19 protein-coding genes are annotated in these 22,301 nt (G+C 57.4%); 13 read left to right on the top strand and 6 right to left on the bottom strand.

Translation table 11 applies throughout. The annotated features are described in order from the left end of the window. The first annotated feature begins 92 nt into the window (after positions 1-92). From ABIC80_RS16630 to feoC, 4 genes are all read left to right on the top strand, one after another. Positions 93-2,429: a Tex family protein gene (locus ABIC80_RS16630; RefSeq protein ID WP_429177990.1), complete on the top strand. Its 2,337-nt coding sequence runs from the start codon at positions 93-95 to the stop codon at positions 2,427-2,429. 449 nt (positions 2,430-2,878) lie between these two features. After that, positions 2,879-3,106 carry a ferrous iron transporter A gene (gene feoA, locus ABIC80_RS16625; RefSeq protein ID WP_023482091.1) on the top strand — a complete coding sequence of 76 codons (228 nt, stop codon included), beginning with the start codon at positions 2,879-2,881 and terminating at the stop codon, positions 3,104-3,106. Positions 3,107-3,136: 30 nt separating this feature from the next. Beyond that, positions 3,137-5,455, top strand: a complete 2,319-nt coding sequence (feoB, locus tag ABIC80_RS16620; RefSeq protein WP_429177862.1) for a Fe(2+) transporter permease subunit FeoB — start codon at positions 3,137-3,139, stop codon at positions 5,453-5,455. Positions 5,456-5,466: 11 nt separating this feature from the next. Next, positions 5,467-5,706: a [Fe-S]-dependent transcriptional repressor FeoC gene (feoC, locus tag ABIC80_RS16615; protein WP_042717405.1), complete on the top strand. Its 240-nt coding sequence runs from the start codon at positions 5,467-5,469 to the stop codon at positions 5,704-5,706. 62 nt (positions 5,707-5,768) lie between these two features. Here feoC and pckA read toward each other — a convergent pair whose 3' ends face one another. The 5 genes from pckA to ABIC80_RS16590 all read right to left on the bottom strand — a co-directional run bounded on the left by pckA (position 5,769) and on the right by ABIC80_RS16590 (position 11,906). Continuing rightward, positions 5,769-7,388, bottom strand: coding sequence for a phosphoenolpyruvate carboxykinase (ATP) (pckA, locus tag ABIC80_RS16610; protein WP_094422381.1), 1,620 nt, complete (start codon positions 7,386-7,388; stop codon positions 5,769-5,771). A 334-nt stretch (positions 7,389-7,722) separates the two neighbouring features. Further along, a complete protein-coding gene (gene hslO / locus ABIC80_RS16605) occupies positions 7,723-8,601 on the bottom strand; it encodes an Hsp33 family molecular chaperone HslO (protein ID WP_429177861.1) in 879 nt (292 codons plus the stop codon). Between the two features lie 24 nt (positions 8,602-8,625). Further along, positions 8,626-9,027, bottom strand: a complete 402-nt coding sequence (gene hslR / locus ABIC80_RS16600) for a ribosome-associated heat shock protein Hsp15 (RefSeq protein ID WP_042717416.1) — start codon at positions 9,025-9,027, stop codon at positions 8,626-8,628. After that, positions 9,027-9,704, bottom strand: coding sequence for a GMP/IMP nucleotidase (gene yrfG / locus ABIC80_RS16595; RefSeq protein WP_200135373.1), 678 nt, complete (start codon positions 9,702-9,704; stop codon positions 9,027-9,029). Before yrfG ends, hslR begins: the two co-directional genes overlap by 1 nt. A 66-nt stretch (positions 9,705-9,770) precedes the next feature. Next, positions 9,771-11,906, bottom strand: a complete 2,136-nt coding sequence (locus ABIC80_RS16590) for an intracellular growth attenuator family protein (RefSeq protein ID WP_042717418.1) — start codon at positions 11,904-11,906, stop codon at positions 9,771-9,773. 317 nt (positions 11,907-12,223) lie between these two features. Here ABIC80_RS16590 and nudE point away from each other — a divergent pair, with 317 nt between their 5' ends. After that, complete coding sequence (nudE, locus tag ABIC80_RS16585; RefSeq protein WP_042717419.1) at positions 12,224-12,784, top strand: ADP compounds hydrolase NudE; 561 nt, start codon at positions 12,224-12,226, stop codon at positions 12,782-12,784. 70 nt (positions 12,785-12,854) lie between these two features. On the opposite strand, the gene mrcA is transcribed toward nudE, so the two are convergent. After that, positions 12,855-15,407 carry a peptidoglycan glycosyltransferase/peptidoglycan DD-transpeptidase MrcA gene (mrcA, locus tag ABIC80_RS16580; protein WP_305207337.1) on the bottom strand — a complete coding sequence of 851 codons (2,553 nt, stop codon included), beginning with the start codon at positions 15,405-15,407 and terminating at the stop codon, positions 12,855-12,857. 119 nt (positions 15,408-15,526) lie between these two features. On the opposite strand from mrcA, the gene ABIC80_RS16575 reads away from it, so the two are divergent. The 8 genes from ABIC80_RS16575 (at position 15,527) to damX (ending at position 22,234) form a co-directional block, all read left to right on the top strand. Then, positions 15,527-16,312, top strand: a complete 786-nt coding sequence (locus tag ABIC80_RS16575; RefSeq protein WP_429177860.1) for a DNA utilization protein HofM — start codon at positions 15,527-15,529, stop codon at positions 16,310-16,312. After that, on the top strand, positions 16,312-16,851 hold the full coding sequence (locus ABIC80_RS16570) for a PilN domain-containing protein (protein ID WP_429177858.1): 540 nt from the start codon (positions 16,312-16,314) through the stop codon (positions 16,849-16,851). The genes ABIC80_RS16575 and ABIC80_RS16570 overlap by 1 nt, the downstream gene beginning before the upstream one ends. Further along, the gene (locus ABIC80_RS16565) at positions 16,835-17,296 is read left to right on the top strand and encodes a hypothetical protein (protein ID WP_429177856.1); all 462 of its coding nucleotides are present in this window, start codon (positions 16,835-16,837) and stop codon (positions 17,294-17,296) included. Before ABIC80_RS16570 ends, ABIC80_RS16565 begins: the two co-directional genes overlap by 17 nt. Next, entirely contained in the window at positions 17,286-17,633 is a 348-nt protein-coding gene (locus ABIC80_RS16560) for a HofP DNA utilization family protein (RefSeq protein ID WP_429177855.1), read from the top strand. Before ABIC80_RS16565 ends, ABIC80_RS16560 begins: the two co-directional genes overlap by 11 nt. Next, positions 17,599-18,834, top strand: coding sequence for a DNA uptake porin HofQ (gene hofQ / locus ABIC80_RS16555; RefSeq protein ID WP_429177853.1), 1,236 nt, complete (start codon positions 17,599-17,601; stop codon positions 18,832-18,834). The genes ABIC80_RS16560 and hofQ overlap by 35 nt, the downstream gene beginning before the upstream one ends. A 286-nt stretch (positions 18,835-19,120) precedes the next feature. Continuing rightward, positions 19,121-19,642: a shikimate kinase AroK gene (gene aroK, locus ABIC80_RS16550; protein ID WP_002920267.1), complete on the top strand. Its 522-nt coding sequence runs from the start codon at positions 19,121-19,123 to the stop codon at positions 19,640-19,642. Positions 19,643-19,696: 54 nt separating this feature from the next. Beyond that, entirely contained in the window at positions 19,697-20,785 is a 1,089-nt protein-coding gene (aroB, locus tag ABIC80_RS16545; RefSeq protein ID WP_094422364.1) for a 3-dehydroquinate synthase, read from the top strand. Between the two features lie 87 nt (positions 20,786-20,872). Then, positions 20,873-22,234 carry a cell division protein DamX gene (gene damX, locus ABIC80_RS16540; RefSeq protein WP_305207343.1) on the top strand — a complete coding sequence of 454 codons (1,362 nt, stop codon included), beginning with the start codon at positions 20,873-20,875 and terminating at the stop codon, positions 22,232-22,234. The last annotated feature ends 67 nt before the right edge of the window (positions 22,235-22,301 follow it).

Genomic DNA, 22,301 nt, shown 5'->3' with positions numbered 1-22,301 from the left:
TGAGTCTGAGAGCGCCCGCCGATGGCTGGCATTTTGCTGTGTCAGTCCGTATAACTGTCCCCTGATTTTTTGTTCAGAAGATGATGAAAGCCATGATGAATGATTCGCTCTGCCGCATTATTGCGGGTGAACTTAAGGCACGAACCGAACAGGTGGAATCCGCCGTTCGCCTGCTTGATGAAGGCAACACTGTCCCGTTTATCGCGCGTTACCGTAAAGAGGTGACCGGCGGTCTGGACGACACGCAGCTGCGTCAACTTGAAACCCGTCTCGGCTACCTGCGCGAGCTGGAAGAGCGCCGCCAGGCGATCCTGAAATCGATCGGCGAGCAGGGCAAACTGAGCGATGAACTGGCGCAGGCGATTAACGGCACCCTGAGCAAAACTGAACTCGAAGATCTCTATCTTCCCTACAAACCGAAACGCCGCACGCGCGGGCAGATCGCTATTGAAGCCGGTCTCGAACCGCTGGCCGATTCGCTATGGAACGATCCGTCGCAGGATCCTGAAGCCCTTGCAGCGACCTTCGTGGATGCTGACAAAGGGGTTGCCGACAGCAAAGCGGCCCTCGACGGCGCGCGCTATATCCTGATGGAGCGCTTCGCGGAAGATGCCGCGCTGCTGGCGAAAGTGCGTAACTACTTGTGGAAGAACGCCCATCTCGTCTCGACGGTTGTCGCCGGGAAAGAGGAGGAGGGCGCTAAGTTCCGCGACTATTTCGATCATCATGAACCGCTCTCCACCGTCCCTTCTCACCGTGCGCTGGCGATGTTCCGCGGGCGTAACGAAGGCATCCTGCAACTTTCGCTGAACGCCGATCCGCAGTTCGATGAGCCGCCAAAAGAGAGCCACGGCGAGCAAATTATTATCGACCACCTTGGCCTGCGCCTGAATAACGCTCCGGCGGACAGCTGGCGTAAAGGCGTGGTGAGCTGGACCTGGCGCATTAAAGTGCTGATGCATCTGGAGACAGAGCTGATGGGCACCGTGCGTGAGCGTGCAGAAGATGAGGCGATCAACGTCTTCGCCCGCAACCTGCACGATCTGCTGATGGCCGCGCCAGCTGGCCTGCGCGCTACCATGGGTCTCGATCCCGGTTTACGTACCGGCGTAAAAGTGGCGGTGGTCGATGGCACCGGTAAACTGGTCGCCACCGACACCATCTACCCCCACACCGGGCAGGCGGCAAAAGCGGCGGTGGCCGTGGCGGCGCTGTGCGAAAAGCATAACGTTGAGCTGGTGGCGATTGGTAACGGCACCGCCTCGCGTGAAACCGAGCGCTTCTTCCTCGATGTGCAGAAACAGTTCCCGAAAGTGACGGCGCAGAAGGTGATTGTCAGCGAAGCGGGGGCGTCGGTCTACTCCGCCTCTGAGCTGGCGGCGCTGGAGTTCCCGGATCTGGACGTCTCCCTGCGCGGCGCAGTATCGATTGCCCGTCGTTTACAGGATCCGCTGGCTGAACTTGTGAAGATTGACCCGAAATCTATCGGTGTCGGCCAGTATCAGCATGACGTTAGCCAGAGCCAACTGGCGCGCAAACTCGATGCGGTGGTGGAAGATTGCGTGAACGCCGTCGGTGTCGATCTTAATACCGCCTCCGTGCCGCTGCTGACGCGCGTGGCCGGGTTAACCCGCATGATGGCGCAGAACATTGTCGCCTGGCGCGATGAAAACGGTCAGTTCCAGAACCGCCAGCAGCTGTTAAAAGTGAGCCGCCTTGGGCCGAAAGCCTTTGAGCAGTGCGCGGGCTTTTTGCGTATCAACCATGGCGATAACCCGCTTGATGCCTCTACCGTTCACCCGGAAACCTACCCGGTGGTGGAGCGCATTCTGGCAGCGACTGAGCAATCTCTGCGCGATCTGATGGGCAACAGCAGCGAGCTGCGCAAGCTGAAAGCGTCCGAGTTTACCGATGAGCAGTTCGGCGTGCCGACGGTGACCGACATCATCAAAGAGCTGGAGAAGCCGGGCCGCGATCCGCGTCCGGAGTTCAAAACCGCGACCTTTGCGGAAGGCGTTGAAACCCTCAACGATCTCCAGCCGGGCATGGTGCTGGAAGGGGCGGTGACAAACGTCACCAACTTCGGCGCGTTCGTTGATATCGGCGTCCACCAGGATGGGCTGGTGCATATCTCTTCGCTGGCGGATAAGTTCGTTGAAGATCCGCATACGGTGGTGAAAGCGGGCGATATCGTGAAGGTGAAAGTGCTGGAAGTCGATCTTCCCCGCAAACGTATCGCACTGACTATGCGTCTCAATGAGCAGCCGGGTGAAAGCGCGCCGCGCCGCGGTGGCAACGGTAATGACCGTGATAACGGCAACCGTAATGCCGCTCGTCCGGCGAAAGCACCGCGCGGTCGCGACACGCAGCCTGCCGGCAACAGCGCGATGATGGATGCGCTGGCGGCGGCGATGGGTAAGAAACGCTAATAGATAAGCCCTCTTCACCTGAAGAGGGCTTTTTCTCGCCCGCTGCTTATTTTTTCCGTTGCGCTTAGGTTTTTATTTTTCGCTGAAGAAAATCGTGAGGAAATTTAAGCTATTCCGTGTGCCATTAGCGATTGAGCTAATATTGACGTCATTTATTATATTTCGCTGTGTTATTAAACCAGGCTGCCAAATATAAATTTATTCTTATTATTCTGACGCTCTCGTCACTATTTGTTCCCGAAAATTCCGATGTGGCAAATATTGTTCTACATCAAAAAGAGCGTAACTTTTTAATTATCCCCGCCGGAAGCGCACGCTTTGGATTGCTGATAGAAACCATTCTCATTATCATCGCAGCCACAGGTTCACTCCTTCTCTCTTTGATGACCAACGGTACGTCTCAACGACGCATGAGTGATATTGACTCGCAGAAAAGATAAGTAGGCTCTATGCAATTCTCTCCTGATAGCGCTTGGAAAATTCTCGGTTTCTCGCCAGAAATAAGCCCGGCATGGCGGCAGAAACTTTTATCCCTCGGCATGTTGCCCGGCTCCTCTTTTAATGTTGTTCGCGTTGCCCCTTTGGGCGATCCGGTGCATATCGAAACGCGCCGCGTTAATTTAGTGTTAAGAAAAAAAGATCTCGCCTTTCTCAAATTAGAAGTGGTTTCACGTTAATCGCAACGTTTTCGCGGGGTGCGAAATAAAATGAAAAAAATGACCATTGGCTTAATTGGCAACCCCAATTCAGGCAAGACAACGTTATTCAATCAGTTAACCGGTGCGCGCCAGCGCGTCGGCAACTGGGCCGGGGTCACCGTTGAACGCAAAGAGGGGCTCTTTACCACCACCGACCACCAGGTCACGCTGGTTGATCTGCCCGGCACTTACTCGCTAACCACCATCTCCGCGCAAACCTCTCTCGATGAGCAGATTGCCTGCCACTACATTCTGAACGGCGATGCCGACCTGCTGATAAACGTCGTGGATGCCTCTAACCTTGAGCGCAACCTCTACCTGACGTTACAGCTGCTGGAGCTTGGCGTGCCGTGCATTATCGCCCTCAACATGCTCGATATCGCCGAAAAGCAGAAGTTGCGCATTGATATCGATGCGCTGGCCAGCCGCCTTGGCTGCCCGGTGATCCCGCTGGTCTCCACGCGTGGACGCGGGATCGAGGCGCTGAAACTCGCCATCGATCGCCACCGTGCCAATGACAATGTCGAGCTGGTGCACTACGCGCTGCCGCTGGCGCGCGAGGCGGATACGCTGGCCGGGCAGATGCGCGACGCGCTTCCCTGGCAGCAACGCCGCTGGATGGGGCTGCAAATGCTGGAAGGGGACATCTATAGCCGCGCCAATGCCGATATTTCCGACGGCCAGCTTAACGCCGCGCTTTCGCGTTTGCAGGCGGAGATGGACGATCCGGCGCTGCATATCGCCGATGCGCGTTACCAGGCTATCGCCGCGATTTGCGATACCGTCAGCAATACGCTGACCGCCGAGCCAAGCCGTTTCACCGCCGCCGTTGACCGCATCATTCTCAACCGCTTTCTCGGCTTACCGATCTTCCTGTTTGTCATGTACCTGATGTTCCTCTTCGCCATCAATATTGGCGGGGCGTTCTCACCCATTTTTGATGCCGGTTCGGTGGCGATCTTTATCCACGGCATTCAGTGGCTCGGCTATACGCTGCACTTCCCGGAGTGGCTAACGGTCTTTCTCGCGCAGGGTCTGGGCGGCGGTGTAAATACTGTGCTGCCACTGGTGCCGCAACTGGGGATGATGTACCTGTTTATGTCCTTTCTTGAGGACTCCGGCTATATGGCGCGCGCCGCATTTGTAATGGACCGCCTGATGCAGTCGCTCGGTCTGCCGGGCAAATCCTTTGTACCGCTGATTGTCGGCTTCGGTTGTAACGTGCCGTCAGTAATGGGCGCGCGTACGCTTGATGCGCCGCGCGAACGGCTGATTACTATCATGATGGCGCCGTTTATGTCCTGCGGCGCGCGGCTGGCGATTTTTGCCGTCTTTGCCGCCGCCTTTTTCGGCCAGCAGGGTGCGGTGGCGGTCTTCTCGCTCTATCTGCTGGGCGTGGTGATGGCGATCCTTACCGGGCTGATGCTGAAATACACCCTGCTGCGCGGTGAAGCGTCGCCGTTTGTGATGGAGCTACCGGTCTACCATGTTCCGCATCTGAAAAGCCTGCTGCTGCAAACCTGGCAGCGGCTGAAAGGTTTTGTTATCCGCGCCGGGAAAGTGATCATCATCGTCAGCATTTTCCTCAGCGCGATGAACAGCTTCTCGCTGAATGGCCGCACGGTGCATAACATCAACGACTCGGCGCTGGCCTCTATCAGCCGCGTCTTTACCCCGCTGTTAGAGCCGATTGGCGTACAGGGCGATCACTGGCAGGCAACTGTCGGGCTGGTTACCGGCGCGATGGCAAAAGAGGTGGTGGTCGGCACGCTCAACACGCTCTACACCGCGGAAAATATTGAGCAGGAGGCTTTTAATCCGGCGACGTTCAGCCTGAGTGATGAACTGATTGCCGCGCTGGAAGAGACCGGCAATTCCGTCAAAGAGACCTTCAGCCTGAGCGTGCTTGCTAACCCGATCGAAGCCAGCAAGGGCGACGGCGAAATGGCGACCGGCACCATGGGGGTGATGAGCCAGAAATTCGGCAGCGCGGCTGCGGCCTACAGCTACCTGATTTTCGTCCTGCTCTACGTGCCATGCATTACGGCGATGGGCGCGATTGCCCGCGAAGCGAGCCGCGGCTGGATGGGCTTCTCGGTGCTGTGGGGGCTGAATATTGCCTACTCGCTCTCCACGCTCTTTTATCAAACCGTCACCTTCCATCAGCATCCGCTCTACAGCCTGACCTGCATCCTGGCGGTAGTGGTGTTTAACGTGCTGGTGATTAGCGTATTGCGCCGGGCGCGCAGCCGCGTGAATGTGAATCTGTTGGCTACGCGCAGAACGGTGGCCAGCTGCTGTGACAGCCCGGCAAGCGACTGTCATTAAGGAGAAGCGTAATGGCATCGCTTATTGAGGTACGCGATTTGCTGGCGTTGCAGGGGCGGATGGAGGCAAGCCAGCTCAGCCTCGCCCTGCACACGCCCAAAGCGTTGATTGACGCCATGCTGGCACGGCTGGAAGCCATGGGGCGCGCGGTGCGTGTTGAAGAGGAGGCGAGTGGTTGCCTGACCGGTAGCTGCAAAGCGTGTCCGGAAGGCAAAGCCGCCTGTTCGCGCGAGTGGTGGATGTTGCGCTAACCGATTCATTGCTATAAAAAAACCCGCCTTTCGGCGGGTTTTGTCTCTCTTGCGTAAGCGGATTACAGTTTCGGCCCGGCGCTGACCAGCGCGGCACCCGCAGGGGTATCGGTATACTTCTCGAAGTTCTCAATAAAGAGTTTCGCCAGCTGCGTGGCTTTCTCCTGCCACTGCTCCGGCGACGCGTAGGTTCCGCGCGGATCGAGAATACGGCTCTCAACGCCCGGCAGCGAGGTCGGGATCGCCAGGTCAAACATCGGCAGGGTAAAGGTTTCGGCATCGTCCAGCGAACCATTAAGAATGGCGTCGATGATCGCACGCGTATCCTTAATGGAGATGCGTTTGCCGGTGCCGTTCCAGCCGGTATTCACCAGGTAGGCCTGCGCGCCGGAGGCCTGCATGCGTTTTACCAGCACTTCCGCATATTGCGTCGGGTGCAGCGACAGGAAGGCTGCGCCAAAGCAAGCGGAGAAGGTCGGCGTCGGCTCGGTGACACCGCGCTCGGTGCCGGCCAGCTTCGCGGTAAAGCCGGAGAGGAAGTGATACTGCGTCTGGCTGGCGGTCAGGCGCGATACCGGCGGCAGCACACCAAACGCATCCGCCGTCAGGAAGATCACTTTAGTGGCGTGACCTGCTTTCGAGACCGGTTTAACAATATTCTGGATATGGTAAATCGGGTAGGAGACGCGGGTGTTCTCGGTTTTCGACGCATCGTCAAAGTCGATGCTGCCATCGGCGCGCACGCTGACGTTTTCCAGCAGCGCATCGCGGCGAATAGCATGGAAAATATCGGGCTCCGCCTCTTCAGAGAGACGAATGGTTTTCGCGTAGCAGCCGCCTTCAAAGTTGAAGACGCCGTCGTCGTCCCAGCCGTGCTCATCATCGCCAATCAGACGGCGCTTCGGATCGGTGGAGAGGGTAGTTTTACCGGTGCCGGAGAGGCCAAAGAAGACGGCAACATCGCCTTTCTCGCCAACGTTTGCCGAGCAGTGCATCGAGGCGATCCCTTGCAGCGGCAGTAGGTAGTTCATGATTGAGAACATCCCTTTCTTCATCTCACCGCCGTACCACGTCCCGCCAATCAGCTGGATGCGTTCGGTCAGGTTGAAGGCAACAAAGTTCTCTGAGTTGAGGCCCTGCTCTTTCCACTGCGGGTTGGTACACTTCGCACCGTTCATCACGATAAAGTCCGGCGTGAACTCTGCCAGCTCTTCGTCGCTCGGGCGAATAAACATGTTTTTGACGAAATGGGCCTGCCAGGCCACTTCCGTAATAAAGCGTACCGCGAGGCGGGTGTCCGGGTTGGCGCCGCAGAAGGCATCGACAATAAAGAGACGCTTGCCGGAGAGCTGTTCGGTGACGAGGCCTTTCAGATGCTGCCACACTTGTGGCGAGAGCGGCTTGTTGTCGTTCTTGCCTTTGCCTTTATCAGACCACCAGACGGTGTCGCGCGTGGTGTCATCGCGAACAATGTACTTATCCTTCGGCGAGCGGCCGGTAAAGATGCCGGTATCGACGGCAACCGCGCCGGAGGTAGTCAATACGCCGCGCTCATACCCTTCCAGGTCCGGACGAAGTTCCTCTTGATACAGCGTTTCGTAATCGGGGTTGTAAACGACATCCTGAACATCGTTGATTCCATAAGCCTTGAGATCTTGCGGGGTTAAACTCTTAACACGCATGTCACTGCTCCTTAGCCAAAATGTACTGCCTGAAAGTGTAGGGGTGATTCTTTGCCGCAACCGGGACGAGGTTCATAGATTTACCTGGCTCAAAGCCCAGTCTGACGAAAACGCTGTGATTGAGGTCACTTAACGGCACGGATTATGCCAAAATTTATTACATTCATCGGGGAAATGTTCTTAAAACGGCGCGGGACGGCATTTTTAACCTTTGCTTTGTGACTGTAATCGCTTTCATGAAAGAGAATTACGTAACACTTACAGGCAGGATTTTAACGGAAACGTGATCGGCGAGACAAAAACGCCGCCCGGAGGCGGCGATTAATAACTGCTATCAATGAACCTGGGGGTCAGCCGGGGAGGCGTTATTGCGGATCTCTGCAATATCCATCGCATTGAAGAGGTAGTGGTTACCGCAATAATCGCAGTGCATATCGATTTCGCCCTCTTCGGCGAGGATGCTGTCCACTTCTTCATCCGGCAGGGTTTTCAGCGCGCCTGCGCAACGCTCGCGCGAGCAGGTGCATTTGAACTCAACATCCTGCGGATCGTACAGGGTGACCTCTTCTTCATGATAGAGACGCCACAGCACTTCGTTTGCCGGCAGGGTAAAGAGCTCTTCCGCTTTGACGGTTTCCGTCAGCACGGCCAGATGCTCAAAGTCTTCCGCCTGGGTATCCTGCGCTGGCAGCACCTGCAGCAGCATACCGCCTGCCGCTGGCTGGCCTTCGACATCACCGGTGCGGATAAACAAGCGCGTCGGCAGCTGTTCAGAGCGCTGGAAGTAATCTTCCAGGCATTCGGCCAGCGTTTCGCCTTCAAGGCCAACCACGCCCTGATAGCGCTCGCCCTCTTCCGGCGTAATGGTAATCACCAGATAACCGTTACCCACCAGCGTTTTCAGGCTTGCATCATCTGCAATCTCGCCCTGTACGCGTGCGACGCCGCGCATCTGCTGACGGTTGTTGCCGTTGATCACCGCAAGGCTCATCGGGCCATCGCCCTGCACCTGCACGGTAATATCACCGGCAAACTTCAGCGTTGCGGTCAGCAGGCTGGTGGCAACCAGCAACTCGCCGAGCAGGTTCTTCACCGGCAGGGGATAGTTGTGGTTTTCCAGCACCTCTTTCCAGGTATTGGAGACGGTTACCAGCTCGCCGCGCACGGCATGGTTTTCAAAAAGGTAGCGGTGTAATTGGTCTTGATTGGCCATGTTTTTCTCTCTTGCGGGTGCGCGTTACTCGCTGCCACCGGATTTAAATTTCATCAGATCGCGGCGCTCCTTCTTATCCGGGCGGCGATCGGGGTGCGGCATGGTCAGCGCATTGAGCTTGCGGGCCTGCGCCATTTTTTCGCGTTTCTCAATGCTCTCTGCCGTCTCTTCATACAGTTCAACGGCTTCGCTTGCTGGACGGCGCTGATCGGTAATCCTTTTTACGATCACGGTTCGCTCATCATTGCCCTGACGCAGGGTCAGGGTGGCGTTCAGCTCGACGACTTTACTCGGCTTGCTGCGTTGCCCGTTGTAGTGCACCTTTCCGCCATCGATCATCTCGCGGGCAAAGGCGCGGGTTTTATAAAAACGCGCTGCCCAGAGCCATTTATCCAGGCGGACCTCTTGCGCAGGCTGCTGTTTCATTACATCTCCTTTAGAAGCGAGGGAAGTAAGCGGCGGTAGTCGTTCATGGCCGGATGGCGCAAATAGCGCTTATCCGCCAACCCGGAGTCTGGATTGGCAACGCCGAGACAGTAGCGAATACCAAATGTCGCGGCGGCATCAAGAATCGGCTCGCTGTCATCAATGAACAGCGTCCGCGCGGGATCAAGGCCGGTATGACTGGCGACAGCCTGCCACAAGCGCTGATCCTCTTTCGGATAACCAAATGTATGGGTGGAAAGTAATAAATCAAGGTGCGCCGCCAGACCCGTGTGTTCAAGCTTAACCGCCAGGTTATGCGGGTGCGCGTTAGTCAGCAAAATGCGGCGCTTGCCGCTTTCTTTCAACGCTTCAAGAAACGGAACCGTATCTTCACGCAGTACGGCGCGCGCGCCTTGCTGGGTAGTCATGGCGCAAATATCCAGCCCAAGCCGTTCGCTCCAGTAGTCCAGACAGTACCAGTTTAGCGTATGCTGCACGTCGTGATAGGCCTGGCTAATAGCGCTTTGTGCCTCTTGCGGCGTTAAACCCGCTTTCTCACCGTAGGTTTGCGGCACCAGCTGTTGCCAGAAATAGTTATCGAAGGCGAGATCGAGTAGCGTGCCGTCCATGTCCAGCAGAACGGTATCGACGTCCTGCCAGGCAATATCAATGTGCATGAGAAGGGCTCCAGCCTGAGAAAAATCTGCGCGAAAGGTTAACACAGCTCGCGCAGCAGATCGTTATCAGCCGAGGCTATCTTCGCTGGGGATCAGGCGGGGGTTCAGGCAGCTCTCGTAGTACTGCTGAATCTCTTCGATACGGGTGCGGTTACGCTGATAGCGGCGCAGCGCCAGCACGCCATTGTAGATGCTGGATAAGAGCATTGCTGCCAGCAGCAGGGTGGTGGCGGCATAGCGCCATAAACCGGCGGCATCCGGCATGCGGTGCAGGCTGATATGTTTGGTGCCGTTGGCATCGGTCACCAGGCTTGTGATGATCCCCTCAGCGTGGAACGGCGTCTGCATCAGCATCTGCGCCAGGCGCTGGAACTCGGCCCACTGCTCCTGTGCCGGATAATCATAGAGCGCCATCGGCGGCCACGGCTGATCGACCAGTTCATTACCCTCTTCGCTGACAATTAAGAAGCCGCCCGGAGCCGGGCTGTTCAGCGCCTGCGCCGCGCGCGTGGTTTCACGCATAATAAACGGCGCGGTCGAAGTGGTGACGAGGTTGTCGAGGGACTCTGCGCTCACCGGGCGCAGCAGCACGTTCACCCCGGTAAGCTTGCCCTCGCTGGCGCGTTTGGTCAGCGTCTCCCAATCCTTGCTGTTGCCGAGGTTTACCAGCGCATTTTTCAGGCGCAGGCACTCATCTTCAGCAGAGCAAAGTTCCTGAGTTTTCAGCACGATATCAGCGAAATCATCCAGCAGAACCATGCCGGATTTTTGAATAGCGGAGCGCAACACCGGGCTGACGCGGGAATCCTCTTCCGTGGTCGGATGCAGCTGCTGGCTGACTGCCTGCGCCAGCGCGGTGGCTTTGGTCACAATATCCGATTCCGGCAGCGGCAGGGGAGGGGCGTTGTTCCAGATAATCTGCGAGCAGTCGAATGGCGTGAACGGCGACGTCTGGCGCGAGGCCCAGTTGCTCTGCGTGTGAATGTTACACATCCCGGTGCCGCTGATGCGCAGCGTATCGCCGATACGCAGACCGGCGGATTCAAGCTGATTGACGCTGCTGGCTTCAACAGTTTGCGCGCCTTTAATCCACGACACGGTGAATTTGATCGGCATATCCAGCGGTACCCAGATCAGCAGCATCGCCAGCACCACCAGCGAGCCGAGCGCGATCACCGCGCTGCGCACCCAGTGCTGAAGCGGGAAATTTTTTACCTCGTCATGCAGTGACAAAAAGCGCCCCTGGCGCACGACGTGACGATCGAGATAGATATCAATATCGGTTTGCTGGCCTAAATCACGGGTAATAAAGGGCTGCCAGTGTTTTGGATAGATGAGATCGATAATACCGAGCGAGATGTTGTTCATCTGCTCCTGATTATTTTCACCGAACAGCCCCCAGCGCTTTGGCGTCCCGCGCAGGCAATGAATTTCGCGCAGCGTGTTTTTCGCCGGCGGGGCATAAAGCCCCCACAGCCCAGCCGCCAGCAGCAGCACGCCGCCGCCCGCCATCCACGGAACAAAGACTTCCGGCGACGCGAGGCAGAAGAAGAACATCAGGAATGAGGCGCAGATCAGCAGCGCTTCGCGCATACCGTCCGGGCGGTTCAGCGTATGTTCATAGGGGCTTTCGCGGCGAATATTGAGCAGTTCAATCTGTTCACTCTCTTCACCGCGGATAGCCGAATGGGTTGAGCCAATATGCTGCAGTTCGCTGCCGCGCTCTTCATACATATATTCGCTAAGCGTGTGCCCATTAAGCGCAATCACCAGCGGCATGGAGTCGGTGCGAATCAGCTCAACATTATTCTCATCATTAATATACTGCTCCCATGATGGCGGGAGATGGACCTCAACGGAGTCCAGGTAGTAGCGCCATTTATTCGGCGCATCGGTAGTGATGCCGTAGCGCGTGATGGGATGGGCGACAAACAGCACCGTATTACTGTGTGCGGTAAGTTTAATCGGGACAGGAGCGGCAGTCGCGCCGGTCGGGCCTGGGGTATTTTGGGTACGGGAAAGCGATTCCAGGTAGCGTTCGACGGCGTCGCGCTCTTCTGGAGTCAATTTGCGAGCCGTCGCGCCGGAGAATGCCGGTAAATAAGGCAGTCGGTATCGACGTTGCGACCTGTACCTGTAAATCCATCCGGCGAGGAATGCGCAGGCCAGCATAGCAGCTAAAAAAATCAAAATGGTGCTCATGCTTTCCCCATCTTACTTTTTCAAACAGGTGTAGTCAGTTGCACCCTTCCCGTAAATATCTAATGTGGTTGGCCGCGATAAGCAAGAAATTAACTTGAGTATTTTTAAGCGCATACCATCGTTGGGAAGAATAGCAAAAGCCCCCTGGCGGGAATATCAGCAAATTCTTAGTTTTATTTCAAGCTATTGACTTTTTAGTGAAAATGCGAATTGATTTCAGATAGGTTGCAAGAATGTAAATAAGCGGCAAAGGAGATTGCCCAGGGCGTGCGTAGTGTCGCACAATAACGAAAGTTTCTCTGCAAAGACCGATAATAATGAGCAAATCATTGCAAAAACCCACCATTCTCAACGTCAAAACCGTGGCTTCATCACGGCTTTTTAACGTCGAAAGCGTGGATCTGGAATTTAGCAACGGTGTGCGTCGGGTCTATGAACGCATGCGCCCCTCTAATCGTGAAGCGGTAATGATTGTGCCGATCATCGACGATCACCTGATTCTGATCCGTGAATATGCGGTTGGGACCGAATCCTACGAGCTGGGCTTCTCCAAAGGCCTGATCGATGAGGGTGAAAGTATATATGAAGCGGCTAACCGGGAGCTAAAGGAAGAGGTTGGATTTGGTGCGAACGAGCTCACTTTTCTGAAAAAACTGAGCATGGCGCCCTCCTACTTCTCCAGCAAAATGAATATTCTGGTGGCGGAAAATCTCTATCCGGAATCCCTGCCGGGCGATGAGCCTGAGCCGCTGCCGCAGGTGCGCTGGCCGTTAAAGCATTTAATGGATCTGCTTGAAGACCCCGATTTCCACGAAGCCCGCAATGTCAGCGCGCTCTTTTTAGTGCGTGAGTGGCTCAAAGGGCAGGGGCGGCTTTAACCGCAGCAAGCAATAAAAAAAGAAAAGGGCGCGAAAGCGCCCTTTTTTATACCTCTGTGCAGTGGCTGCGCTAAAATAGCTCGTGCGTCTCGCCATTATCGATAAGCGTAGTGCCCGCTTCATGAACCGCCTGCTGAGTCGGCTGCGTTCCTTCGATAAAGTACTCCTGACGGCTGCTACCACCGTTGGCTAACTGCCCGGTGCTGCGGTCAATATTGACCGTCACCACGCCCGGTGGCGGCGTAAGCGGATCTTCCGGAACACCTTCCAGCACCGCTTTCATATAAGCATCCCACGCTGGCTGCGCACTCTTCGCGCCGCCTTCATAACCGGAGATCTGATCCTTAATCGCGCCGGAAGCACTGGTGCGGCCAAGGTTGCGGCGATGATCGTCAAAGCCAATCCACACCGATGTCACCACGCCCGGACCGTAGCCTGAGAACCAGGCATCTTTCGAGCTGTTGGTGGTACCGGTTTTGCCGCCGATATCATTGCGCTTGAGATCGCGACCCGCGCGCCAGCCGGTACCTTGCCAGCCCGGCTCGCCGAAGACGTTACTGTTCAGCGCGCTTTTAATCAGGAAGGAGAGCGGCGTACTGATGACGTGCGGTGCGTACTCCTCCGCGCCGGTGCGTTCAACCAGCGCCTGGTTTGCCTGCTCCAGCTGCGGCATCGGGACGGCAGGGTTTTGCTGCTCCTGCGAGGTCGCGACGTTCTCCATATCTTTGTTTTCCAGCACGTTCGACTTCGGCGTTTCGCCGTAAATCACCGGAATATCGCAATTGGCGCAGGCGACCTTCGGACGCGCTTCAAACAGCTTATCGCCCTGAACATTCTCGATTTTGCTGATGAAATAAGGGTCAACCAGGAAGCCGCCGTTGGCCATCACCGCATACCCGCGTGCGACCTGCAGCGGAGTAAAAGAGGCAGAGCCGAGCGCTAAAGATTCGGTATGCACAATGTTCTGCGCCGGGAAACCGAAACGCTGCAGATATTCTGCCGCGTAATCGACGCCCATCGCACGCATCGCGCGCACCATTACTACGTTCTTCGACTGCCCCAGACCCTGGCGCAGACGGATCGGCCCGGCATACTCATCCGGCGAGTTCTTCGGTCGCCAGTCGGAGCCCGCGCCCGCATCCCAGCGCGAAATCGGCGCATCGTTAAGGATGCTCGCCAGCGTCAGGCCTTTATCCATCGCGGCGGTATACAGGAACGGTTTGATATTCGAGCCCACCTGGCGCAGCGCTTGTGTGGCGCGGTTGAACTTGCTCTGGTTGAAGTCGAAACCCCCTACCAGCGCCATTACCGCGCCGTTATGCGGGTTAATCGACACCAGCGCCGAATTGACGTCCGGCACCTGTCCCAGCCACCAGCTGTCGCCAACCTGGCGAACCCAAATCTGCTGACCTACCTGCACGGCATCGGTCACTTTGCGCGGCGTCGGGCCCTGCTGCGTATCCGAGCGGTAAGGGCGCGCCCAGCGCACACCTTCCATCTTCAGTGAGACCGTCGAACCGTCCGCCAGTATCGCGGTCGCTTCCTGCGGATCGGCGCTGGTGACAACGGCAGGCGACAGCGGCCCATAAGTCGGCAGCGCTTTCAGAGAGTCAGTGATCTTTTTACTCTCCCACGCCGCTTCGCCCACTTTCCACAGCACGTTAGACGGCCCGCGATAGCCGTGACGCATGTCGTAATCCATCACGTTATTGCGCACCGCATCCTGCGCGGCCTGCTGCACTTTGCGCGTCACAGTGGTGTAAACGCGATAACCATCTTCGTAGGCTTTATCACCGTAGCGGCTCACCATCTCCTGGCGCACCATCTCGGAGAGATAAGGGGCAGAGAAAGCGATTTCCGGCGCATGGTAATTGGCGTCGATAGCTTCGCTACGGGCTTCATCAGCCTGCTGCTCGCTGATATACCCTTCGCTCTGCATACGCGCCAGCACTACGTTACGTCGCGCGGTAGCACGTTCGAGAGAGTAGAGCGGGTTAAAGGTAGAGGGTGCTTTTGGCAGCCCGGCAATCACCGCGATCTCGCTTAAGGTGAGCTGGTCGACGCTTTTACCAAAGTAGACCTGCGCCGCCGCACCCACGCCGTAAGCGCGGTAACCGAGATAAATTTTATTGAGGTAGAGCTCGAGAATTTCGTCTTTGCTCAGCAGTTGCTCAATACGGATCGCCAGGAACACCTCTTTGATTTTACGCATCATTGTGCGTTCCGGGCTTAAGAAGAAGTTACGCGCCAGCTGCTGCGTAATGGTACTTGCGCCCTGCGAGGCGTGGCCGGAGAAGAGCGCCACGCTGGCCGCACGGAAGATCCCTACCGGGTCAACGCCGTGATGCTCATAAAAGCGGCTGTCTTCCGTGGCGATAAAGGCTTTCACCATTACCGGCGGAATGTGATCCAGCGTCAACGGGATACGGCGCTTTTCACCGTACTGCGCGATCAGCTCGCCGTCGGCGCTATAGACCTGCATTGGAATCTGCAGCCGGACATCCTTCAGTGTGGCGACGTCTGGTAGCTGCGGCTCAATATATTTGTACAGACCGTAAATCGAGCCTGCTCCCAACAGAATGCAAAAGACTGCAAGGATGAATAAATACTTTACGAACTTCACTGGAGATTTCCCATTTAGAGTCACTTGGGCAGTTTATAAACAACCGCGCGGTAGTATAAAGGCAAGCCTTGAGCATTGATATAGCGTCCGCCAGCGAGACGATAAGGAGATCGTAATTTATGACATTCAGGCATTGGCAAATTGGTGTGCATATTCAACAGGATGGAGTCTTTATCGTGGCGCTTTCCGCCGGGCGTTATGGGCGGGTGCTGCGCCGCTGGTGGCACCTTCCGCTGCCCAGCGGCGCGGTGGTTCAGGGGCGGATTAAAGCACCGGAGCAGCTGCTTGATGCGCTGCGTCCCTGGCGCCATGCTTTGCCGCAGCGCCACTGCGCGCGTATCGCCTTTCCTGCCGGGCAAACCCTACAGCGAAGGTTGCCGCGCCCGGCGGTGACGCTGCGTGAACCTGCACTGACCGGCTGGGTTTCACAAGCGATGGCGCGCGAGCTGGAGATGGCGCAAAGCGATCTCTGCTTCGACTTCACCGAGGATGAGCCCGCCAGAAGCTACGGCGTGACCGCCGCGCAGAACCGGGATATCGCCGCGCTGCTGGAGATCGCGCAGCAGCTTTCACTCCACCTCTCCTCTATCACACCCGATGCCTGCGCTCTTCAGCCGCTGCTGCCCTCGTTAGCGGCACCGGCGCGCTGTCTCGCCTGGTGCGATGAACGCCAGTGGTTGTGGGCGACAAAAGAGAGCTGGGGGCGGCGAGCGCGCGAAGAGGCGGAAAATGTCGCGCAACTTGGCGCTCTGCTCGCGCTTCCCCCGGATGAAATTATCCAGTGCGGCGAAGGTGTGGGGGAGTTTGACTGCTGGAGCGCGGTACCGTCGCGCCAGCCGCCGCTACCGGATGCAAGCCAGCGCTATGCCGTTGCGTTGGGGCTGGCGATCGCCAGGGGGTACTGATGCGCCCTGCGGTCAATTTTATGCCGTGGCGACAGCTGCAGCGGCGGCGCTGTTTGCGCTTCTGGGCGGCAATCGCGGTGGTAAGCGTAGTGAGCCTGCCGTTGGGCGGTGCGCTGTGGCATGCGCAGCGCGCTCAGGCCGGGCGTAGCGGTTCACTCTGGCTGGCGGCGGATCGGTTATTGCTGGCTGCATTACATGCACAAGAAGAGCCGCTTCGCCTGCGGCGACAGCAGTGGCAGCTGGCGCAGGAGAAAGCGCATCGGCGGCAGATAACAGCCGCCTGGCGGCAAACGCTACTCACGCTCGCGGCTGCGCTGCCGGAAAACGCCTGGCTGACGCAGCTGCGCTGGCGGCAGAACCAGCTTGAAATCCACGGCCTGGCACGCGCCGTCAACGCCCTGGGCGAGTTTGAGCCGCGATTGCAAAAGCTGGCGGGGTTTCACCTTCAGCCGATGGGGAGCGCCTCGCGTGATGGTCAGGGGCTGTGGCAATTTACCTACCAGCTGAGCCGGGAGCAGGTCGATGTCGCTAAACCCTGAAGTCTGGCTCGCGCTTTCGCCCCGCATGCGGGCGATCTGCTGGCTGGCCGCGATGTTTAGCAGTGTTCTGCTTATCGGCTGGTTCGCCATCCGCCCGCTGAATCATGCGCAACGCTTTACGCTCCGCCAGCAGAGCGCCCTCCAGCCGGAGTTACAGGCAGAGTGGCGAAAGCTTCGCGCGCTGGTGCTGCCGGAAGCGCAAAGCGCTGTTACGGAGGTGCGCCGCTTTAGCCCGCTCGACTTTCACGGCCAGGCGCGGCAGCTCTTGCGCTGGCAGCCGATGCAGGGCGGCGGTGAACTGGTGCTGGAAAGCCGCTGGTCGCAAGCCGTGGAGACCTTTTCACTGCTGGCGGAGCGCGGTATGCAGATCCCGGCATTTTCTCTCTCCGCCAGCGAAAGCGGGCTACGTTTTACGCTGCAACTGGAGCATGACGATGAGGGTTAAACGCCTGCTTTTCACCTTCGGGATCGTTACAGTGCTGTGCGGTATGCGCGATCCTTTTCAGCCTCCACCGGATCGCTGCCAGCTTGCACAGCTCCGCGCCTGGCAACTGCACGGCGTTATTGAAAGCGCGCAGCGGCTGGCCATCATCCGCGATGCGGCAGGACGCTGGCACCGGGTAGGCGTGGGCGACACGCTTTCACCCGGCTGGCGCGTTACCGCCATCAACACAGATGAAACAGAGATAGCAACAGGGAAGGCGTGCGCCCCCTCAACATGGCGCTGGAAACGAAAAGGAACTCAGGATGAGAAAATGGATAGCGAGCGTCATGCTCTTTAGTCTGCCGCTGGCCTTTGTCAGAGCTACGCCTCTGGTGACGATGAGCGTTGACGAGGTGCCCGTCGCGCAGGTGCTACAGGCGCTGGCGACGCTGGAAAAACAGAATATCGTTATCCCGCCGGAGGTGAGCGGTGTCGTCTCCCTTAACCTGACGGAAGTGCCCTGGCTACAGGCGATGCAGACCGTCGCGGCCAGCGCAGGGTTAATTCTGAGTCAGCAGGGCGCTATCTGGCAGGTGCATACCGCCTCGTGGCAGCAGCAGAAGCTGGCTGAGCGGGAGGCGGCACAGGCGCGGCGTAAAAAGAACGCGCCAACGCTGACGCGCGGCATTGTGCTGCACTATGCGAATGCCGCCGAGCTGGCAAAAGCCGCAGAGAAGCTGATCAGTGCCCAGGGGACCATCACCGTTGATACGCGCCTTAACCGCTTACTGGTGCGGGATAATAAAGAGAGCCTCGCCGCGCTGGAAAAGTGGATCGCGCAGATGGATCTGCCGGTTGAGCAGGTCGAACTGGCGGCCTGGATCGTCACTATTAATGAAAAAAGCCTGCGTGAGCTTGGCGTAAAGTGGGGGCTCGGGCAAGAGCCTGCCGCCACGCGCGGGCAGGTGAGCACTCTGGCGGCAGATCACAGCGTTGCCAGCGCCACAACGCGCATCGGCTTTAACATCGGCAGTATTAATGCGCGTCTTCTTGAGCTGGAGCTTTCCGCGCTTGAACAGAAGCAGCAACTCGAGATTATCGCAAGCCCACGCCTGCTGGCTTCCCATCTGCAGCCCGCAAGCATTAAGCAGGGGAGTGAAATCCCTTACCAGGTGGCGAATGGAGAGAGCGGCAATACGGCGGTTGAGTTTAAAGAGGCGGTGCTGGGCATGGAAGTGACCCCAACCGTGCTGGCGGACGGACGGGTGCGCCTGAAGCTGCGCATCAGCCAGAATATGCCCGGCCAGGTATTACAGCAGGCCGGAGGCGAAGCGCTGGCGATTGATAAGCAGGAGATTGAAACTGTGGTGGAGGTGAAAAGCGGTGAAACGCTGGCATTGGGTGGCATCTTCTCGCAAAAGAGGCGTAACGGCAGAACCCAGGTTCCAGGCCTTGGGGCTATTCCCGGCTTCGGTCGTCTGTTTCGTCAGGAAGCAAAAGAGGGGGATCGCCGCGAACTGGTGGTCTTTATTACCCCCAGGCTGGCAGCGGTACATTAAATCTGCCGTAACGCCCCTTTTTCGCCGTAACTTGGCCCAGGTGTTTGACGTGGGAGATGATTTAGCTTACAAGGAGTACCGATTTGAGTGTCAGCGGTCTCCGAATAATAAAGGGCGGTAAGAGGGATAACGTGTTTATTCAGTTGCCAAACAAGCCGGAGTACTGAGATAATTTTCGATCTGACTCTCGCACTATCGCATATGAGGTTTCAGTTCATGTCCTGCTACGCCGCACGTTTGCGAAGCGGGTTTATCATCAACGAATAGTCTTAGTAGTACCGAAAAAATGGCAGAGAAACGCAATATCTTTCTGGTTGGGCCTATGGGTGCCGGCAAAAGCACTATTGGGCGTCAGTTAGCTCAACAACTCAATATGGAATTTTACGATTCTGATCAAGAGATTGAGAAACGAACCGGAGCTGATGTGGGCTGGGTCTTCGATGTTGAAGGTGAAGAAGGTTTCCGCGATCGCGAGGAAAAGATCATCAATGAGCTGACGGAGAAGCAGGGCATCGTTCTGGCGACCGGCGGCGGCTCTGTGAAATCCCGCGAAACCCGTAATCGTCTCTCCGCCCGCGGTGTAGTGGTGTATCTGGAAACCACTATCGAGAAGCAACTGGCACGTACTCAACGTGATAAAAAACGTCCCCTGCTGCAGGTGGACGCGCCGCCGCGTGAAGTGTTAGAAGCGCTGGCCGATGAACGCAATCCGCTCTACGAAGAGATTGCCGACGTGACCATCCGTACTGACGATCAGAGCGCGAAAGTGGTGGCGAACCAGATTATTCATATGCTGGAAAGCAACTAAATCAGGCTTAATAGACGGCCTGTAGGTTTAAGCAACTAAGGTGGATGTCGCGTCATGGAGAGGATCACCGTTACTCTCGGGGAACGTAGTTACCCTATCACCATCGCGGCTGGTTTGTTTAACGACCCAGCTTCCTTCGCGCCCCTGAAGTCTGGTGATCAGGTTATGCTGGTCACCAACGAAACCCTGGCACCGCTCTACCTTGATAAGGTGCGTAGCGTGCTGGAACAGGCCGGCGTTAATGTCGATAGCGTGATCCTGCCTGACGGCGAGCAGTACAAAAGCCTGGCGGTGATGGACACGGTGTTCACCGCACTGTTGCAAAAACCACATGGGCGCGATACCACACTGGTCGCGCTCGGCGGCGGCGTAATCGGCGATTTGACCGGTTTTGCTGCGGCCAGCTATCAGCGCGGCGTGCGCTTTATCCAGGTGCCGACCACGCTCCTTTCTCAGGTTGACTCCTCCGTTGGCGGTAAAACGGCGGTAAACCACCCCCTTGGCAAAAACATGATTGGCGCGTTCTATCAGCCCGCGTCGGTTGTGGTCGATCTCGACTGCCTGGCAACCCTTCCTGCCCGTGAACTCTCCTCCGGTCTTGCGGAAGTGATCAAATACGGCATTATTCTCGACGGCGCGTTCTTTAGCTGGCTGGAAGAGAATATGGACGCTCTGCTGCGCCTTGATGGCGCGGCGCTGGCTTACTGTATTCGCCGCTGCTGCGAACTGAAAGCGGAGGTCGTTGCCGCCGATGAGCGCGAACACGGCTTACGTGCTTTACTCAATCTTGGTCATACCTTCGGCCATGCGATTGAGGCGGAGATGGGCTACGGTAACTGGCTACACGGCGAAGCCGTTGCTGCCGGGATGGTGATGGCGGCACACGCGTCAGAACGCCTCGGGCAGTTTAGCGCAGCAGATACGCAGCGCATCAAAGCGTTGTTAAAACGCGCCGGTTTACCCGTTGAGGGGCCGCGTGAAATGGCGGCGCAGGCTTACCTGCCGCACATGATGCGCGATAAAAAAGTGTTAGCGGGAGAGATGCGTTTAGTGCTTCCGCTGGCCATAGGGAAGAGTGAAGTTCGCGGCGGAGTGTCGCACGACGTAGTACTTAGCGCTATTGCTGATTGCCAGCAGGCGTAACGATAAGAAAGGTCTGTTCACGCGCTGCGTGGCGTTTAACTTCGGGCGATATGCATCAGTGGCATACGCCTTTGTGTGGGGTGTTAAATGGATGAATTCAAACCAGAAGACGAGCTGAAACCCGATCCCAGCGATCGTCGTACTGGTCGTTCTCGTCAATCTTCCGAGCGTGTCGATGAGCCGCAGATCAACTTTGATGAGGTTGATGTTGATGCCGACGATCGCCGTCCTGCGCGTTCGCGCCGGGTGCGTGATGAGCGCGAAGAAGAGAGCTATCAAGAAGATGAAGCCGCTCTGGACGAGGAGCCGCAGGAGCGTCGCCCGCGTAAGCGTAAGAAAGCCGCTGCCGCTGCGAAGCCAGCCTCCCGCCAGTATCTGATGATGGGCGTCGGTATCCTTGTGTTACTGCTGCTGATTATCGGCATTGGCTCTGCGCTGAAATCCCCCGCGCCTGCTAACAACGAACAAAACACGTCGGGCGAGAAAAATATCGATCTCGGCGCGACGGATAACACTGCTGGTAACAGCGGCAACGCTGCCGATCAGGCAAATGGCGCACAGCCCGCACCGGGCGCGTCGCCGTCTCAGGCACAGAACGCAGGCACCGCGCCGGCTCAGCAGGATGTGACGCTGCCGCCGATCTCCTCGACGCCGTCGCAAGGCCAGCCGTCGGCTACGCCGGAAGGACAAAACCGCGTTGAAGTGCAGGGCGATCTCAACAACGCACTGTCGCAGCCGCAGAGCCAGACGCAGCTTGATAGCGCGGCCAGCTCGACGCTGCCGACCGAACCGGCAACGGTTGCACCGATTCATAACGGTAATGGCAGCAATAATGCCAACGCCGCGCGTAATCAGCAGCAGCCAACGTCCGGTGAAAGCCGCACTACAGCGCCGCGTAACGAACGCAAGCAGATGGTGATTGAGCCGAAGCCAGCCGCCAAAACGCCGGTAGCGAAAAGCGAGCCGAAAGCGGAATCCCGCCCGGTTGCTCAACCGCCGAAACGCACGGAAAGCACCGCTTCTGCGCCAGTGAAAGCGCCTGCTGCAACGTCGACAGCAGCACCGTCAACGTCAACGGCCGCATCCACACCGGCTCAGCCGAAAACCACGGCTCCGGCGGCGAGCGCAAGCAGCGCACCTGCTGCCAGCGGCACGGCTTCTACCGGCAATGTCGGTGCGCTGAAGTCGGCTCCGGGTAACCACTACACCCTGCAGCTGAGCAGTTCATCGAACTACAACAACCTCAATGCGTGGGCGAAGAAAGAGAACCTGAAAAACTTCGTGGTCTACCAGACAACGCGTAACGGTCAGCCGTGGTATGTGTTGGTGAGCGGCGTCTATGCCTCGAAGGATGATGCTAAACGCGCCGTTTCCGCGCTGCCAGCGGATGTGCAGGCGAAAAACCCGTGGGCGAAGCCGCTGCATCAGGTTCAGGCCGATCTTAAGTAATGTGTAAAGCGCAGGATGCTGTCGGAGCTTTCTCCACAGCCGGAGAGAGTGTAAGTAATCAGTCAGC

This window comes from Kosakonia sp. 1610 (assembly GCF_050435845.1).
GTDB lineage: Bacteria > Pseudomonadota > Gammaproteobacteria > Enterobacterales > Enterobacteriaceae > Kosakonia > Kosakonia cowanii.
The sequence above is the reverse complement of the archived record's forward strand: the minus strand, read 5'-3'. Positions and strand labels throughout refer to the sequence as shown.